Origin of the sequence: Limnohabitans sp. 2KL-3, assembly GCF_001269405.1 — a bacterium.
Lineage (GTDB): Bacteria > Pseudomonadota > Gammaproteobacteria > Burkholderiales > Burkholderiaceae_C > Limnohabitans_A.
In genome coordinates this window covers 14207-31155 of sequence record NZ_CXON01000021.1, presented here as the reverse complement: position 1 = coordinate 31155, position 16949 = coordinate 14207, and the positions used below count along the sequence as shown (strand labels likewise).

The following is a 16949-nucleotide window of genomic DNA, read 5'->3' as shown; positions in this document are numbered from 1 at the left end:
TTCGTGTGAGATGAGATGTGCGTTGTGGGGGGGTGTCCATCCCGCCAGAGTGGGCTAAGAAGGACACAACGGCGGTCACAACGGCGGTCAATGGGGGGCGAGGTAGCAAGCCTGGGCAGGCTCGGCGCCTTGGCCTTCTTCGGATTCTTCACTGCACAGCGCCTCAATGAATGCCGGGTCAGGCAACTGGCCGGGCAGCAGCAGTTCTTCGTTCGTCCAGCGTTTGACCAAGTGCCCATTGGCCACGCCGCCAGTGTGAGGTGCTTGGTAGGCGCGGCGGTGTTGCAGGGTCACGCCCTTGTTGGCGTTGGCAATGAAGCGGCTTTCCCCCAAAGCCCAAGGCTCAAAATAAGCGTTGGCCGCCGCATCGACCTCACGAAAGTAGGCGCGAGCGCCTTCGGCGGTGAGCTTTTTGCGCACGGTGCGGGTGATCAGGCCTTGCAAGTGGTCGAGCGCGGCATCGTCCATTTGGCGGATGGCGGCCGGGCTCAGGTCATGGCCAGCCAGTGCGGGGGCCGCGGCCAAATCAGTGGGCAAGACGGCCACCATGGCCTGCACCACATCGCGGTGCGGCGCCACTGCGGTGGCCACGCCGCGTGTTTGTGGCTGAACAGGGCAGCGAATTTCGACAAAGCGCGGCTTGACGGGGCCGGTGCAGCCGTCGTGGTGGTAGTACTCGCCTTGGCTCAGTCGCCCTTTGCTGGAACGCCCGCGCACATCGCGGTAAGTGGGGTGCTTGGTGTCCACATTCAGGCAAACCACCAGCCCGGTGGTGTCGACCAGTTGGTAAAAGGCTTCGCGCCATTCGGGCAGCAGCAGTTTGTCGTGCAGGTAGTCGCTGGGCCCTTCGGTGCAAGGCGTGCCCGCTTCACCCTCGATCACCAAGACAAAGGGTTTGGGTCTGCGCACCCGCCATTGGCTGTTGGCAAATTCCAGCACCGATGCGGGGGCGGGAGTGTGGGGGTCGGCGCTGTGGCCCAGGGGTATGGACATGGTGAAAAATCGGTCAAAGTCGGACTCGCGCAGCGAGCGGGGAGGGCAATTTTTGATTTTAGGGCCTCTTGGTGCCATGGCCAGGTCTTGAGGATCTGAGGACATTCACCAGCAGGCAGGGGCAGCGGATGCCGCCCTCGTTAAGATTTGAGGGTGGGTTCTTGCGCTGGGAATTGGCCAAAAACGACCCTGCAACACAGACAAACCCATCCATTCCAAGTTTTCATCCCAAAAATCACCATGTCCATGCTTTTGAAACGCCCTTTTTTGCTCTCGAGCAGCGCTGTGCTGATGTTGTCGACACCTGCCTTTGCAGAATCGCCCATGCATGTGGACGACGCCGGTACCCTGGAGGCAGGCGGCATGAAGCTGGAGGCCACTTGGCGCAAAGACGCTCAGCAACGGGGCGTTGAAGGGGTTTTCGGCTTCAGTCCCCTGCCCAGTCTTGAAGTGGGTGTTGCGGTGGCCCAAGACCGCGACCATGCCACCCATCCGGCTTCTCGCTTGAGCGCCGTGGGGCTGGGCTTCAAGTGGGTGCCCATTCAAAACAAAACGGGTTGGTCTTTGGGGGCTTCTCTCGATTTTGGACGGACACGTTTGACATTGGGCGACACCCAAGAGCGCTCCACCGAGCGCGAAAGTGCGTTCAACGCGCTGGCCACTTGGCGTGCCCAAGACGGGCATGCCGTGCACCTGAATCTGGGAAGCAGTCGCCTCAAAGCGTCAGGTGTGGGCCAGACGGTGGGCACTTGGGGCATGGGTTACGAGCACCCTTTGGCTTCCAGTTTGACGCTCACCGCAGAGGTCTTTGGCCAAGAACACAGCCGCCCCATGCGGGCCCTGGGTTTGCGCTACGAGCTGGCCCCAGGCCTCAAGCTGTCTGGCGCGGTGGGTCGCGGTGATGGCCATCCCTTGACCCAGTTGGGCATGGCTTGGGAGTTTTGAACCCAAGGTCTGGCGCGGTGGGGCTTCAAACCCACAAAACCCCCACCCAGACAGATCCAACCAAGGCCAGCAAACCGGGCACCACGCGCACCGCAAAAGGCCACCCGCCGCTTTGAAAAGCCACCAAGGCCTTGGTGCCTGTGTTGGCCGAGAGGCTGATCAGCACAGGCCAAACCGCTTGTTCGGCGGTGATTTTTTGGCCTGCTGCCAAAGACAAAGCCGAAAGTGCACCCGCGTGGGCATCGGCCAAACCGGTCAATGCGGCGGTGGGCCACAAGGCCTGGGTGCCCAGCCACTCGTGCAAAGCCGCAGAGACCAACAAAATACCCGTCAACAAGGTGGCAAAGCCCAGCGCTGATTTCAAATCGAAGGCGTGGCCGGGGTCGTTTTGAGGCAGTCCGTCACCGGTGTGGGCCGTGGACAGGCTGTAAAAAATCAGCCCATACCCCACCGTGGCCCCCAGGCCCAGCCCCAAAGGCCAGCCCAAAAAAACCAAAGCCTCGGGGGTCACGAGGCCCACCAACAAAGTCAGTTGGATGACCGTCGACACATTGGACAGTGCGGCCCCGGTGACCGCGGAGTGCATGGACGCTGTGTGCGCACGCGAGCGTGTGCCCATGGCGTGGATGGTGGCGGTGCTGGAGATGAAGCCACCCACAAACCCGGCCAGCGGCAAGCCCCGCGTCGGGCCCAAAGCCCGCAAAGCCACATAACCCAAGCCATGCACGCCCATGATCAAGACCACCAGCAGGGTCAGTGCGTGAGGGTTGAGTGCATCCCAGGGCCCCATGAAGCGGTTGGGTGCCAAGGGCAGGGCGATGAGCGCGACCGAAAAAAACACCAACACGTCGTGCAACTCGTGTTCGCTCATCCAACTGCTCACCCATTGGTGCAGCCGGTCTTTGCTGGCCAGCAGCAAGGCCATGCCAGCGCCAATGCCTGCGGCCAGCGCTGGCTCTTTCATGGCCAAGCCCCCCAAAACACAGCTTAAAACCAGGGCCATTTCGGTGGTCACACCCGGGTCATCGGTGTGGCTTCGATGGTAGGCCAGCAGCATCAGCCCCGCCACAAAAGCCAGGGCCAGCCACAACAAATCGGTGCCGCCCAGCAGCATGGCCAAGGCCCCCAATACACTGCTCACGGTGAAGGTGCGGATGCCCGCCGCACGCCGGTTGGGGCCACTGCCCTTGCGGCGTTCACGCTCTGCCCCAATCAAGAGCCCCACGCCAAAGGCCACACACAAACCGATGAGGGTCGAAGCTGGAATGGGGGGCATTGGGGGCATGGGGTCCATCTTGCACCATGCCGCCTTGCCTTGTCGGTGCGCAAGAAATCGCCCACAGGGACGAGTTGCCACAAAAAATCCGTCCCAAGCCTTTCACCAAGCATCGCCCCGAGGGCGGGGCTCCTACAAACTGCGGGTCATTTCCCTGTGGGAGCGACGCCCCCGTCGCGATAACCCCCGCAAACCACCCAGAATCGCCCCGAGGGCGGGGCTCCTACAAAATGCAGGTCATTCCCCCGTAGGAGCGACGCCCCCGTCGCGAAAACCCCCGCAAACCACAAAGAATCGCCCCGAGGGCGGGGTTCCTACAAACTGCAGGTCATGCCTCTGTAGGAGCGACGCCCCCGTCGCGATAACCCCCGCAAACCACCCAGAATCGCCCCGAGGGCGGGGCTCCTACAAAATGCAGGGCATTCCCCTGTAGGAGCGACGCCCCCGTCGCGAAAACTCCCGCAAACCAAAAAGAATCGCCCCGAGGGCAGGGCTCCTACAAAATGCAGGGCATTCCCCTGTAGGAGCGACGCCCCCGTCGCGATTTGCTCTTTAAATTTCACAGGGCCGGATCAAGAGCCAAGGCGGCTTGGGGTGTTATTTTTTCTTTGGGGTCACAGGCGTCACCTGTGTCCAGCGCTCCAACACATCAAACACCGATGCGGTGTCGTCCAGCGCGTGCCCCATGGCCATGGCCGCGTTGTAAATGGGCAAGGTGGCCGAAAACAGCGGGGCAGGCGTGTCGGTGGCTTGCAAAAGTTCTTGAATCAGCTTCATGTCCTTTTGCCAAATGCCCACTTTCATGGTGGCTTGGTCCCACGACCGGTCCACCATCATGGGGCCGCGCACCTGCAGCATGCGCGAGCCACCTGCGCCATCGGCCACCACTTTGACGATGGTGGCAGGGTCCAGACCCGCACGAGCCCCCATCAAGATCGCCTCGGCCGACGACACGTTGTGAATCGCCACCAACAAGTTGGCCACCAGCTTCATGCGCATGCCGTTGCCAAAATCGCCCACGTCGTAGCGCACGCGAGCAAAGCCCTCGAACACCCCATGCAAGGCGCGAATGGCTTTGGCGTTGCCGCTGGCGTACACCGCCAGGTCGCGGGTCAGGGCCTGTGCGCCCGTGCCCGACAGCGGACAGTCCAGCAAGGTGATGCGTTGTTTGGCCAAGGCGTCCCGGTTGCGCCGCTTGCACACCTCGGGCAAGGTGCTGGTTTCTGCGGCAATCAAACCTTTGAGGCCCGTGGCCAGCAACTCGGCGCACACCTGGTCCAGTGCCGCTTCGCTGGGCAACGACAGCAACAAATGCGGGCTGTGTTGCGCCACTTCGGCCACGCTTTTGCAAGCGTGGCCACCGGCTTTTTTCAGGGCGCGACGTGCGGCGGCGACCGGGTCGTAGCCATAGACCTCGAACCCGGCTTTGACCAGATTGGCCGCCATGGCCGAGCCCATGATGCCCAGGCCAATCAGGCCCACCGTGGGTGGGCTGGGGTGTGCAGTGGTGCGCAAGCCTTACTCCACCTTGATGTCAAAGTCCTTGATCAGCTTGGCCCAGAACACATTGTCTGCGGTGGCCACTGCGGTCATGGCGTCGGCCGAGGTGCCCGTGGGGGTCAGGCCCAAATCGCGCATGCGCGACTGGATTTCGGGCAACTTCACAATTTTCACGATTTCGGTGTTGAGCTTGGCCACGACATCGTCGGGCGTGGCTTTGGGCGCAAAGATGCCATGCCATGAACTGCCGATCTGGCCGTTCACGTCGAGCGTGGACCCGAACTCGGTCATGGTGGGCACATCGGGCAGGTTGGCAATGCGCTCGGCCCCCGAAATGGCCAGGCCCTTGACCTTGCCCCCCTTGATGAGGGGAATGGCGGTGGTGGACGCCTCGATCGACAGGCTGACCACGCCACTCATCACGTCGGGCGAGGGGTTGGTTTTGTAGGGCACATGGTTGAGCTTGATGCCCAGGCGCTGTGCCCATGCTTCCATGGCCACATGCGGCTGCGAGCCCACACCCAGCGAGGCGTAGTTGATCTTGCCGGGGTTGCGCTTGGCAAACTCCACCAGCTCTTTCATGTTGTTGTAGGGCGTGCCGGGCGATGCGGTCAGCACATGGGGCACCAAGAGCAACTGGCTCACGGCACGGAAGTCGCGCACAGGGTTGAACTTGGGGTTTTGGTACACGTTGGGGGCAATCGCGTGCACCGCCTTGACGCTGTAAAACAGGCTGTAGCCATCGGCGGCGCTGTTGGTGCCAGCCTCTGCGCCGATCATGCCGCCAGCGCCAGGGCGGTTTTCCACCACCACGGGCTGACCCAGCGCCTGGCTGAGCTTGTCACCCACCAAACGCGCCACCACATCGGGCGACACGCCCGCTGGAAAGGGCACGATCAGCTTGATCGGGCGGTTGGGATAGCCCGCGCTTTGGGCCCATGACGATGGCGCTGCCAAAACTGCTGCACTGGCTGCGGCGGCCGATAAAAGGTGTCTGCGTTGCATAAGAAGGTCTCCTGGGTTGTTGTTGATCAAATGTGGGTGTTGGCTGCGCCCTTGAGCTGCAGCATGGCGCGGGCTTCATCCGGTGTGGCCACTTCCAGGCCCAGCCCTTCGATGATGGCGCGGGCCTGGCGCACTTGCTGTGCGTTGCTCTCGGCCAGCTTGCCTTTGCCGATCCACAGGCTGTCTTCCAGGCCCACGCGCACATTGCTCCCCAGGCTTGCGCCCATGGCGGCAATGCGCATCTGGTGACGCCCGGCACCCAGCACCGACCATTGGTAGTCCTTGCCAAACAAGCGGTCGGCCGTGCGTTTCATGTGCATCACGTCTTCGGGGTGGGTGCCAATACCGCCCAAAATGCCAAACACCGACTGCACAAAAAACGGCGCTTTGATCAAACCCTTGTCCACAAAGTGGGCCAGGTTGTACAGGTGGCCAATGTCGTAGCACTCAAACTCGAAGCGTGTCTGGTTGGCGTTGCAGGCCTTCAGGGCGAACTCGATGTCCTTGAAGGTGTTGCGAAAAATCAGGTCGCGGCTGTTTTCCAGGTGTTCGCGTTCCCAGTCGTGTTTCAAATCGGTGAAACGCTCCAGCATGGGAAACAGGGCAAAGTTGAACGAGCCCATGTTGAGCGACGCCACTTCGGGCGAAAACCGCATCGAGGGCTGAATGCGCTCGTCGATCTTCATGAAGGGCGAGCCCCCGCTGGTGAGGTTGATCACCGCGTTGGTGCCGGCCTTGATTTGCGGCAAAAATTTGGCAAAGGCCTCGGGGCTTTGGTCGGGCTTGCCAGTGATGGGGTCGCGTGCGTGCAGGTGGATGATGGCTGCCCCCGCTTCGGCGGCCCCGATCGATGCCTCAATGATTTCTTCGGGCGTGACTGGCAGGTGGGGGGACATGGAGGGCGTGTGAATGGCCCCGGTGACGGCACAGGTGATGATGACTTTGGACATGGCAGCGCTTTCTTTCGGCTTGCAAGGTGGTGCAGGCCACAACAACTGGCATGCTACAAATTCGCTGTCTGCACCACACGCGCGTAAACCCTCGGGCCAGGGTTCTCAAGGCCCCAAACTGTCGCCTCAGCAACAGTGGCCCTGTGCATCCCCAACCCGGTTTGAAAGTCGCCCACAAGACATTTTTGGCTTGCCCCTTGGGGTCGCATTGGCCAAACTGAGGCATTCAAAGTCCTGGAGTTTTCGATGATTGCCATAGGAACCCGAGCGCATGGCCAGACCCGGCGCAGACAACTGCCCAGCATGGTCGAGCACTTTTACAAGTCCGAGTGGCTGGAGTCTGGCGAGGACCCCAGCTTGTCACCCACGGCCTCCTTGATCGAGCAACCCCCTCATTGCACGTTGGAGTCGCACTTCCACCGTCAAAACCAGTTTCAGGTGTTTGTGGACGGCGACGGCACCATTGGCGCCCATGCCCTGCAAACGGTGACGGTGCACTACGCGGGTGCCTACACCGGGTACGGGCCCTTGATTTCGGGGGCACAGGGCATCAAGTACTTCACCATTCGCCCGGTGTGCGAGTCTGGCTTCATTCCCACCACAGAGGCCCGCGAAAAAATGGTGCGTGGCCCCAAACGGCATTTGACCGTGGGACCTTTGGATCTGGCCAAGCCCCCGGACGGTGCGCAGCCCGGGCAGGCCGTGGCCTTGCATCCTTTTGACGACGATGGTTTGGGAGTGGGCTACCTGCCCTTGGCCCCCCATGCAGAGCTACAGCTGAGCCGACATGCCGCCAGTCAAGGGGTGTTTGTGTTCGTCTTGCAAGGGCAGCTGGTGCTGGGCGCCCAAACATTGCAGCCATGGGAACTTTTTTTTGTGTCCCGAGACGAGCCCATGCCTGCCTGCCAGGCCGGAGCACAAGGGGCCTTGGTGCTGAGCCTGCATTGCCCACCCAGAGAAACGGTTTACCAGGAGAGCCTCGCATGAAACGTCTTTTCAAGTCATGGCCCATCGTGTTGGGTTTGTTCAGCTCATTGGCTTGGGCTCAGGCCGATTTTCCGAACAAGCCCCTGCGCATGATCGTGCCATTCCCCCCTGGTGGGGTCACCGACATTGTGGCTCGTACTGTTTCGGTCAAACTCGGCGTTGAGCTGGGACAGACCATTGTGGTGGAAAACCGGGCCGGAGCCAGTGGGGCCATAGGTGCCGAGCTGGGTGCCCGTGCCCCCGCCGACGGCTACACCCTGATCATGGGCAACATCAGCACTTTGGCCATCAATTCGGCCACTTTTGCCAAGCTCGGCTATGACCCCGTCACCAGCTTTGACCCCGTGAGCATGGTGGCCGTGCAACCCTTGCTCATCACGGTGCATCCAGGGGTTGCAGCCAAAACCTTGGGTGAGCTGGTGCAGCTGGCCAAAAATCAGCCTGGCCAGCTCAATTACGGCACGGCGGGCAGCTCCATCCATCTGGCAGTAGAGCAGTTCAACAGCCTGGCGGGCATCCGCATGAACCACATTGCCTACAAGGGCAGTGCACCGGCCATCACCGATTTGGTGGGTGGGCAAATTCAGGTGCTGTTTGATCCCTTTTCCAGCATCTACCCGCAGGTGGCTGCGGGCAAGGCCCGAGCATTGGCGGTCACCACCGACAAACGGGCCAGCGCCGCCCCCCAATTGCCAACCGTGGCAGAGCAGGGCTATGCCGGTTTTGATGTGAGTTCTTGGCAGGGCATTGTGGTGCCAGCGGGCACGCCCAAATCGGTCGTGCAGCGCCTGCACCGCGGGCTGGCCAACGTCATGGCCTCGGCCGAGGTCAAAGACAAATTTGCGCAATACAGCGCCATGGCCGTGGCCACCTCGCCAGAAGAGTTTTCCGCCTACATCAAGCAGGAATTGGTCCGCTGGAAAAAAGTGGCCCAGCAAGCAGGGGTCAAGCCCGAGTGAAGGCCGCCCCGGCCTTCAAACCCCCAAGGCCTGCCAAACCCTGATGGCCGCATAAGCGTCGTTGGCGGCGTACACCAACTGCGCCTCGCTCAAGCGGGCGTTGGCCCAGTTGCTGGTGGCCGCTTTTTTGGATTTGATGAAGCGTTGCCCAAACAGCACCGCCACTGCGCCTTTGACGCCCATGTCTTTGCGGTAACCGCGTTCCCTAAAAATCGTGTTGAGCTCCAAAATGCCTTGTGGCTCGATGCCCAGCTTGTGCACGATGCGCTTGCGGTCATCGCCCAAACCAAACCCGGCTTTGACAATGCCGCCTTGCGCCAGCAAATCGGCAGCAATCGCCCGGCACTCGGGCTCGTGCAGCTGAAACACCCAGGCCCGCTCGGCGGTGGACAGTTGCAAAACGTGCGGACCGTCTGACTGCTCACCCACCTTGAAGGTGGGCTTGGACTCGGTGTCAAAGCCCCACGCTTTGGCCGCTAAAAGTTGCTCACGCGCTGCCATGGCTTGTTCGCCGGTGCTCACCAAGCTGATGCGGTCAAGCCCCAAACGCTCAAATTCGGGCAGCAGGGCGATCGCCTCTTTGTCGGGGGTCGGGTGGTGGGGGTGCATGGGGGCTCAGTCTTTCATGGCTTTTTTCGCCTTTTTGGTGCCTTCTTTACGCACGGCACGCTCGGCGTCGGCTTTTTTGCCCTCGGCCAGCCAAGCGGCAAACTCTGCGGGGGTTTCCAGCGTCAAACGGCCCAATGCGGCAGCCCGAAAGTCGTGGATCACGATTTCGGCGGCCTTGGTGGTGTTGACCCGGCCGCCACTTTGAATCGCGCCACGGTGTCGGGCAATGGCTTCCAACAAAGATTCGTCGGTGTGGCTGGCCACGTCTTTCACCTTGTAGCGCTCGGTGATGGCCAGCGGGTAATGCGGGATCAGGTAGTTGAGCAGTTCGAGCGCCACCACCTCTTCGTCAAAAGCGTTCACGCCAATGGCGCCGCTGGCCGCCAGGTTGTAGCCACTTTGCTCAACGATGATGCGCGGCCACAGCACACCGGGCGTGTCGTACAAATAAAAGTCATCGGCCAAGGTGATGCGTTGCTCCAGCTTGGTCACACCAGCCTCGTCACCGGTTTTGGCAGCGCGTTTGCCCTTGAGGGTGTTGATCAGCGTCGATTTGCCCACGTTGGGAATACCGCAAATCAGCACCCGCATGGGTTTGACCATGCCGCCCCGGTTGGGCGCGAGCTGGCGGCAGGCGTCAATCAAGGCCTTGGCAGGCTGGGTCATGCTGGTGTCCAGGCCCAAGGCGCTCACACCGGGCAGGGCGTTGTAGTGGGCCAGCCAAGCGGCGGTTTGCACCGGGTCGGCCAAATCTTGTTTGCTCAAGATTTTGAGGGCCGGTTTGCCCTCGATCAGATCGGCCAGCATCGGGTTGGCACTCGAGCCCGGCAGGCGGGCGTCCAGCATCTCAATGACCACATCGATGTCTTTGATGCGCTCCCCAATCGCCTTGCGCGTCAGGTGCATGTGTCCGGGAAACCATTGAATCGCCATAAAAAGTCGCTGCTGACCAAAAGGATAAAAGAGCTGATTGTCGGGCAGTTTCGCGACGGGGGCGTCGTTGCGACGGGAGGCTGCCTGCATTTTGTGGGAGCCCCGCCGCCTAGGCGATGCGTGGTGGTCTGCGAGGCTTATCGCGACGGGGGCGTCGCTCCTACGAGGGGTCAGCCTGCAATTGCAGGGGGCAACCCTGCATTTTGTGGGAGCCCCGCCGACTGGGCGATGCATGGTGGTCTGCGAGGCTTGATCGCGACGGGGGCGTCGCTCCTACGAGGGGTGAGCCTGCAATTGCAGGGGGCATCCCTGCATTTTGTGGGAGCCCCGCCGCCTGGGCGATTCTTGGTGGTCTGCGAGGCTTGATCGCGACGGGGGCGTCGCTCCTACGAGGGGTCTACCTGCAATTGCAGGGGGCATCCCTGCATTTTGTGGGAGCCCCACCGACTGGGCGATGCATGGTGGTCTGCGAGGCTTGATCGCGACGAGGGCTTCGCTCCTACGAGGGGTGAGCCTGCAATTGCAGGGGGCAACCCTGCATTTTGTGGGAGCCCCGCCGCCTGGGCGATGCGTGGTGGTCTGCGAGGCTTGATCGCGACGGGGGCGTCGCTCCTACGAGGGGTCAACCTGCAATTGCAGGGGGCATCCCTGCTTTTTGTGGGAGCCCCGCCCTCGGGGCGATTCTTTCGGGTCTGCGCGGCTTATCGCGACGGGGGCGTCGCTCCTACAAAAAACCTTCTTGTAAAGATCATCGGTCGGTCTCAACAGGTCTGACATTGCACAATCACTCTTGAACAATAATGCCAGTCTAGGCGACAGGGGAGCCCATGAACACATCCAGCACTTTGCCGGACCCAGACAACACATCCCGCGCATTCGCGGAACAGCACATGCACACCATCCTGGCCCGTCTGGCCGGGCCGGGCGCGGTGCCCCGCACGGATCAGGTGGACGCGGTGCATGCGGTGGTGCCAGCCGCGTCCCGCGTGCTGGTGGTGCAGGCCACGGGCTGGGGCAAGTCGGCGGTGTACTGGGCGGCCACGCACGCGATCCGCAGCACAGGCGCTGGCCCCACGTTGGTGGTGTCGCCGCTTTTGGCCCTGATGCGCGACCAGGTGAGCGCGGCCGAGCGGGCGGGCCTGAAGGCAGCCACGGTCAATTCCACGAATATTGACGATTGGGACGAGGTGTTCCTGCGGCTGGACGAGGATGCCATCGACGTGCTGCTGGTCTCGCCCGAGCGGCTGGGCAACCCGCGCTTTGCGGCCCGGTTGGGCGCTTTGCTGGCCCGGGTGGGCCTGATCGTGATCGACGAGGCGCATTGCATCAGCGACTGGGGTTTTGACTTTCGGCCCGATTACCAGCGGCTGGCGCGGGCGCTCTTGTCCACACCCACGGCCAGTGTGCTCGCCACCACGGCCACGGCCAATGAGCGGGTGACGCTGGATATTGGCAAGCAGTTGGGTGCAAGCACAGTGACCTTTCGCGGCACGCTGGCCCGCACCTCGCTCACGCTGTCTGTGGTACCGGGTTTGTCGCCTTTGCAGCGTTATGCCTGGATGGCCGACGCCCTGGATCAGCTGCCGGGCTCGGGCATTGTGTATGTGCTGACGGTGGCCGAGGCCGAGCGGCTGACGGCTTTTTTGCGCAGCTGCGGCCATGCGGTCGATGCCTACACCGGGCAGATCGACGCTGACACCCGCCTGAAAGTGGAAGACCGTTTGCGCCACAACCAGGTCAAGGCGGTGGTGGCGACCTCGGCGCTGGGCATGGGCTACGACAAGCCGGATTTGGGCTTTTGTGTGCATGTGGGCTCGCCCTCCACCCCGGTGGCTTATTACCAGCAGGTGGGTCGGGCAGGGCGGGCGGTGGCGCACGCAGAAGGGGTGTTGCTGCCGTCAGATGCTGACGAACGCATTTGGGATTACTTCGCCACCGCTTCGATACCGGACCCGTTGACGGCAGCCAAGGTGTTGCAAAGCCTGGGCGGTGACGAACGCAGCCTGATCGAGATCGAGGCCGACACGGGCGTGCGCCGGGGACGACTGGAGGCCTTGCTCAAAATTCTGGCCGTCGAAGGTGTGGTTGAGAAGGCGGGCACAGCCTGGCGAGCCACCGGAATGCCCTATGTGCATGACAGTGCCAAATGGACGTCGTTGGCGCAGGTTCGCCAGCAAGAGGCGGGCATCATGCGCCAGTACGCGCATGGTCAGGGCTGCCTGATGGCGTATTTGCAGACCGCGCTGGACGACCCGTCGCCCGCGCCTTGTGGGCGCTGCTCGGTGTGCACGGGCCGTGTGCCTTTTCCAGGGCTCTTGCCCTCTGAAGACAAGTTGCTCGCTGCACGCCACTTTTTGCGTGGTGTGGACGTGGACATCGAGCCGCGCAAGCGCTGGCCTGCTGGAGTGCGTCGCAAGGGTTCGATTCGCGGCTTTGATGCAGGCCGGGCCGTGGCGTTTGCGGACGATCCGGGTTGGGTGGCCGAGCTGCAGGTTTTGCGCACTGCCGCCGATGGTGATGTGCCTGCCGATTTGTTGGCTGGTGCGGTGGCCACGCTGGGCCGTTGGGCCAAGACCTGGCCCGCCCGCCCAGTGTGTGTGGTGCCCTTGCCTGCGCCGGACATGGCGTCGAACCAGCGCTTGGCTGCCCACATTGCGCAAAAAGGCCGTTTGCCACTGCACGATGTGTTTTGCTGGCGGGGTGGGCCTGCGCCCGACGATGCGGCTTCAACCCCAGTGGTCGCTCACCTGGAGTCGGTCATTGATTTGCAAACCGAGGTCGCGCTGCCGCCGGGGCCGGTGTTGTTGGTGGCCACTCAAGTGCGCACACGATGGGCTGCGACCGTTGCAGCGGCGCTTTTGCGTGAACAAGGGGCATCGCAGGTGCTCTTGCTGGTCTTGCATCTTCAAGCTTGAACAGCAAAGCCATTTTGGGGACCGAATCGGTCCGCACACGGTCATCGAGGTGGCGTTTTATGGGGTCTTTGGTGACCTAACTATAGATCCGGCCCTGTGAAGTTTGAAGTGCAAGGCTTGCCTTGGGGAAAGTGATCAGCGATGGTGGCATTGTGGGAGTACCGCCCTCGGGGCGATGGTGGGTGGTCTGCGAGGCTTGATCGCGACGAGGGCGTCGCTCCCACAAAAAAATGCGTTCATGCAAACTTCATCGGGCTGTCTCCATAACCAGTCATGACGCCATCAATGAGTCACGGTTTTGGGCTGGCCCAATGAGCGCAACACATCCCGCACCATCTGCGCCCGCGCTTTCGGGTCGGGCAGTTCGCGTTCGATGCGGATTTTGTCGTTGCCCGCCAGCTTGATGTGTTTGTTTTTCTGGATCAAACCAATGATGGCCATGGGGTCCACGGGCGGGTTGGGTTTGAAGGTGATCTGGATCACGCCCGGTGCGGCGTCGACCTTGATCACGCCATAGGGCTGGGTCAGCACACGCAGGCGGTGCACATCGACCAGCGTTTGCGCTTGCGGCGGCAGTTTGCCAAAGCGGTCCACCAGCTCTTCGAGCAAGGCGTCGATTTGGTCGCTGGTTTTGGCGGTGGCCAGCTTTTTGTAAAAGCTCAGGCGCAGGTGCACGTCGCCACAGTAGTCGTTGGGCAGCAGGGCGGGGGCGTGCAGGTTGATGTCGGTGGTGGCGGTGAGCGGGTTGAGCAAGTCCGGCTCTTTGCCTGCTTTGAGGCTGCGCACCGCTTCGGACAGCATCTCGTTGTAGAGCTGAAAGCCCACTTCGAGCATGTTGCCGCTCTGGTTTTCGCCCAGCACCTCGCCCGCGCCGCGGATTTCCAGGTCGTGCATGGCCAGATAGAAGCCGCTGCCCAGTTCTTCCATTTGCTGGATCGCGTCCAGCCGCTGGGCGGCCTGTTTGGTCAGGCCTTCAATCTCAGGCACCATCAAATAGGCATAGGCTTGGTGGTGCGAGCGGCCCACGCGCCCGCGCAGCTGGTGCAGCTGGGCCAGGCCGAATTTATCGGCGCGAGAGATCACGATGGTGTTGGCCGTGGGCACGTCGATGCCTGTTTCGATGATGGTCGAGCACAGCAAGATGTTGTAGCGCTGGGCCACAAAGTCGCGCATCACCCGTTCCAGCTCGCGCTCGGGCATCTGGCCGTGGGCCACGGCGATGCGGGCTTCGGGCAGGATTTCTTCGAGCTTTTGCTTGCGGTTCTCGATGGTCTCGACCTCGTTGTGCAAGAAGTAACACTGGCCGCCGCGCTTGAGTTCGCGCAGCACCGCCTCGCGGATCACACCCGTGCCTTCGTTGCGCACAAAGGTCTTGATGGCCAAGCGGCGCTGTGGCGCGGTGGCAATCACGCTCAGATCGCGCAGGCCCTCCAAGGCCATGCCCATGGTGCGGGGGATGGGCGTGGCCGTGAGCGTGAGGACATCGACCTCGGCCCGCAGGCCTTTCATGGCCTCTTTGTGGCGCACGCCAAAGCGGTGTTCCTCGTCGATGATGAGCAGGCCCAGGTCGTGGAACTTGGTGGACTCGCTCAGCAGCTTGTGTGTGCCCACCACGATGTCCACCGTGCCGTCGGCAATGCCCTTGAGGGCGGCGGTGACTTCTTTGCCTGAGCGAAAGCGCGAGACTTCGGCCACCTTGACGGGCCATTTGGCAAAACGGTCTTTGAGCGTCTGATAGTGCTGCTCGGCCAGCAGCGTGGTGGGGGCCAGCAGGGCGACTTGTTTGCCGCCGGTCACGGCCACAAAGGCGGCACGCAGGGCCACCTCGGTCTTGCCAAAGCCCACATCGCCGCAGACCAGGCGGTCCATGGGGCGGGGGCTGATCATGTCTTGAATGACGCAGTGGATGGCCGCCTTTTGGTCGGCGGTTTCCTCAAACCCGAAGTCGTTGGCAAAGGTCTCGTAGTCTTGCGGGCTGTAGCGGAAAGGGTGGCCCTCGCGGGCGGCGCGGCGGGCGTAGATGTTGAGCAACTCGGCGGCGGCGTCGCGCACCTGCTCGGCGGCGCGGCGTTTGGCCTTTTCCCATTGGCCACTGCCCAGCTTGTGCAGCGGCGCTTCGTCGGCGCTCACACCCGTGTAGCGTCCAATCAGCTGCAACTGGCTCACGGGGACATACAGCGTGGCCTTGTCTGCGTATTCCAGGTGCAAAAACTCTTGCAGGGCGGGCGTGCCATCGGGGTTTTTTTGGCCCATGTCCATGTTGACCAGACCCCGGTAGCGGCCAATGCCGTGGGCACTGTGCACCACCGGGTCGCCCACATTCAGCTCGCTCAGGTCTTTGATCAGCGCTTCAACGTCGCTGACTTGTTCCTGCTTTTTGCGGCGGCGCGTGGTGGGGCCTGCGGCAAAGAGTTCGGTTTCGGTGACCAGGTCGATGTTGTGCTCGAACCAATGGAAACCGCTGACCAAGGCGGCGGTGGCCATGCCGACTTTTTCGTCGCTGGTCAAAAAGTCTTCGAGGCTGTCAAAGACGGGTGGCGTGAGGCCGCTGGAGCGCACGAAGTCGAGCAGGCTCTCGCGGCGGCCATCGCTTTCGGCCAGGATCAGCACGCGGGTCTTGCCGCTGTGGATGTGGGCTTGCAAGCGTGACAAAGGGTCTTCGGCACCGCGCACCACCGTCAGCTCGGGCAGCGGCTGGGCCAAGGCGTTGTCGGCCACATCGCTGGTGCCGGGGCGCAAAGCCAGTTGCGCATGGCCATTGGTCAGCGTGTAGAACTGCTCTGCATTCAAAAACAGCGCATCCGGCGGCAGCACCGGCCGCTCGGGGTCGCCTTGCACCAGGCGGTAGCGGTCGCGGGTGTCTTGCCAAAAGCGCTGGAAGGCGGGCTCCAGATCGCCGTGCAGTACCACGGTGGCCGCATCGGCCTGGCCAGCGCCCAGGTAATCGAACACCGTGGCGGTTTCTTCAAAAAACAGCGGCAGGTAGTACTCGATGCCCGCCGTGGCCACGCCATTGCCCATGTCTTTGTAAATGCGGCTCTTGGTCGGATCGCCTTCGAGCAGTTCGCGCCAGCGGCTTCGGAATCGCGCACGAGCCGCCTCGTCCATCGGGAACTCGCGTCCGGGCAGCAGGCGCACTTCGGGCACGGGGTAGAGGCTGCGCTGGCTGTCGGGGTCGAAGGTTCGGATGCTGTCGATTTCGTCGTCAAACAGGTCCACCCGGTAAGGCACCAAAGAGCCCATGGGGAACAAATCGATCAAGCCGCCGCGCACCGCGTATTCGCCGGGGCTGACCACCTGGCTGACGTGCGAGTAACCCGCCAGCGTGAGCTGGGCCTTGAGCTGGGCTTCGTCCAGCTTTTGCTTGACCTTGAACTCGAAGGTGTAGCCCGCTAAGAAGGAGGGCGGCGCCAGCCGGTACAGCGCGGTGGTGGCGGGCACCAGCACCACGTCTGCGCTCTCGGCGTGGTTGCGCTGCTTGATGCGCCACAGCGTGGCCAAGCGCTCAGAAATCAGGTCTTGGTGCGGCGAAAACGTGTCGTAGGGCAGGGTTTCCCAGTCGGGGAAGATCACGCAGCGCAGATCGGGTGCAAAAAACACCAGCTCGTCCATCAGGCGTTGGGCGTCTGAGGCATCGGCGGTCACGATGGCGGTGAGCTTGCCAGCCTTTTTTTCGCGCTGCGCCAGCTGGGCCAGCAGCACGGCATCGGCCGATCCCACGGGGCGGGGCAGGGTGAAACGTTTGCCGGTGATGAGGCTGGGCAGTTGCATGGCGTGGGCGATGGATAAAGCAAAACACCCCCCGCCGGGATGGAGGGGGGTGTGGAAATGGAAGCAGGAGGTGATTTTAGAGTCTTTGTGACCTTGGGCAGGTCGA

Annotated in this window: 12 protein-coding genes; 4 read left to right on the top strand and 8 right to left on the bottom strand. The window is 62.3% G+C overall.

Annotated elements, in window-relative coordinates; genetic code table 11:
- Positions 1-87 precede the first annotated feature (87 nt).
- Positions 88-993, bottom strand: a complete 906-nt coding sequence (locus tag AMM41_RS18440; protein WP_089962839.1) for a hypothetical protein — start codon at positions 991-993, stop codon at positions 88-90.
- Positions 994-1233: 240 nt separating this feature from the next.
- On the opposite strand from AMM41_RS18440, the gene AMM41_RS18435 reads away from it, so the two are divergent.
- Positions 1234-1938: a hypothetical protein gene (locus AMM41_RS18435; protein ID WP_228769352.1), complete on the top strand. Its 705-nt coding sequence runs from the start codon at positions 1234-1236 to the stop codon at positions 1936-1938.
- Positions 1939-1963: 25 nt separating this feature from the next.
- Here AMM41_RS18435 and AMM41_RS18430 read toward each other — a convergent pair whose 3' ends face one another.
- The 4 genes from AMM41_RS18430 to AMM41_RS18415 all read right to left on the bottom strand — a co-directional run bounded on the left by AMM41_RS18430 (position 1964) and on the right by AMM41_RS18415 (position 6669).
- Positions 1964-3223, bottom strand: coding sequence for an MgtC/SapB family protein (locus AMM41_RS18430; protein WP_194944866.1), 1260 nt, complete (start codon positions 3221-3223; stop codon positions 1964-1966).
- Between the two features lie 588 nt (positions 3224-3811).
- Positions 3812-4729: an NAD(P)-dependent oxidoreductase gene (locus tag AMM41_RS18425; protein WP_089962833.1), complete on the bottom strand. Its 918-nt coding sequence runs from the start codon at positions 4727-4729 to the stop codon at positions 3812-3814.
- A 3-nt stretch (positions 4730-4732) separates the two neighbouring features.
- Positions 4733-5719 (bottom strand): Bug family tripartite tricarboxylate transporter substrate binding protein, encoded by a 987-nt coding sequence (locus AMM41_RS18420; RefSeq protein ID WP_089962830.1) that lies wholly within the window; start codon positions 5717-5719, stop codon positions 4733-4735.
- 26 nt (positions 5720-5745) lie between these two features.
- On the bottom strand, positions 5746-6669 hold the full coding sequence (locus AMM41_RS18415; RefSeq protein WP_089962930.1) for a 3,5-dioxohexanoate:acetyl-CoA acetone transferase: 924 nt from the start codon (positions 6667-6669) through the stop codon (positions 5746-5748).
- A 246-nt stretch (positions 6670-6915) separates the two neighbouring features.
- Here AMM41_RS18415 and AMM41_RS22005 point away from each other — a divergent pair, with 246 nt between their 5' ends.
- The gene (locus AMM41_RS22005; RefSeq protein WP_194944865.1) at positions 6916-7656 is read left to right on the top strand and encodes a hypothetical protein; all 741 of its coding nucleotides are present in this window, start codon (positions 6916-6918) and stop codon (positions 7654-7656) included.
- Positions 7653-8615 carry a Bug family tripartite tricarboxylate transporter substrate binding protein gene (locus tag AMM41_RS18410; protein WP_194944864.1) on the top strand — a complete coding sequence of 321 codons (963 nt, stop codon included), beginning with the start codon at positions 7653-7655 and terminating at the stop codon, positions 8613-8615. The genes AMM41_RS22005 and AMM41_RS18410 overlap by 4 nt, the downstream gene beginning before the upstream one ends.
- A gap of 15 nt (positions 8616-8630) precedes the next feature.
- On the opposite strand, the gene AMM41_RS18405 is transcribed toward AMM41_RS18410, so the two are convergent.
- Positions 8631-9224: a 3'-5' exonuclease gene (locus tag AMM41_RS18405; protein ID WP_089962824.1), complete on the bottom strand. Its 594-nt coding sequence runs from the start codon at positions 9222-9224 to the stop codon at positions 8631-8633.
- Positions 9225-9230: 6 nt separating this feature from the next.
- Positions 9231-10157 carry a ribosome biogenesis GTPase YlqF gene (ylqF, locus tag AMM41_RS18400; protein WP_089962821.1) on the bottom strand — a complete coding sequence of 309 codons (927 nt, stop codon included), beginning with the start codon at positions 10155-10157 and terminating at the stop codon, positions 9231-9233.
- Between the two features lie 827 nt (positions 10158-10984).
- Here ylqF and AMM41_RS18390 point away from each other — a divergent pair.
- On the top strand, positions 10985-13072 hold the full coding sequence (locus AMM41_RS18390; RefSeq protein ID WP_089962815.1) for a RecQ family ATP-dependent DNA helicase: 2088 nt from the start codon (positions 10985-10987) through the stop codon (positions 13070-13072).
- A gap of 282 nt (positions 13073-13354) precedes the next feature.
- Here the strand turns inward: AMM41_RS18390 and mfd are convergent, their stop codons facing one another.
- Entirely contained in the window at positions 13355-16843 is a 3489-nt protein-coding gene (mfd, locus tag AMM41_RS18385) for a transcription-repair coupling factor (RefSeq protein ID WP_089962813.1), read from the bottom strand.
- Positions 16844-16949 lie beyond the last annotated feature (106 nt).

Coding starts and splice junctions, on each gene's coding strand:
- AMM41_RS18435 (WP_228769352.1), top strand. CDS start 1,234: ATGTCCATGCTTTTGAAACGCCCTTTTTTGCTCTCGAGCAGCGCTGTG.
- AMM41_RS18415 (WP_089962930.1), bottom strand. CDS start 6,669: ATGTCCAAAGTCATCATCACCTGTGCCGTCACCGGGGCCATTCACACG.
- ylqF (WP_089962821.1), bottom strand. CDS start 10,157: ATGGCGATTCAATGGTTTCCCGGACACATGCACCTGACGCGCAAGGCG.
- AMM41_RS18410 (WP_194944864.1), top strand. CDS start 7,653: ATGAAACGTCTTTTCAAGTCATGGCCCATCGTGTTGGGTTTGTTCAGC.
- AMM41_RS18440 (WP_089962839.1), bottom strand. CDS start 993: ATGTCCATACCCCTGGGCCACAGCGCCGACCCCCACACTCCCGCCCCC.
- AMM41_RS18430 (WP_194944866.1), bottom strand. CDS start 3,223: ATGCCCCCAATGCCCCCCATTCCAGCTTCGACCCTCATCGGTTTGTGT.
- AMM41_RS22005 (WP_194944865.1), top strand. CDS start 6,916: ATGATTGCCATAGGAACCCGAGCGCATGGCCAGACCCGGCGCAGACAA.
- AMM41_RS18420 (WP_089962830.1), bottom strand. CDS start 5,719: ATGCAACGCAGACACCTTTTATCGGCCGCCGCAGCCAGTGCAGCAGTT.
- AMM41_RS18390 (WP_089962815.1), top strand. CDS start 10,985: ATGAACACATCCAGCACTTTGCCGGACCCAGACAACACATCCCGCGCA.
- AMM41_RS18405 (WP_089962824.1), bottom strand. CDS start 9,224: ATGCACCCCCACCACCCGACCCCCGACAAAGAGGCGATCGCCCTGCTG.
- mfd (WP_089962813.1), bottom strand. CDS start 16,843: ATGCAACTGCCCAGCCTCATCACCGGCAAACGTTTCACCCTGCCCCGC.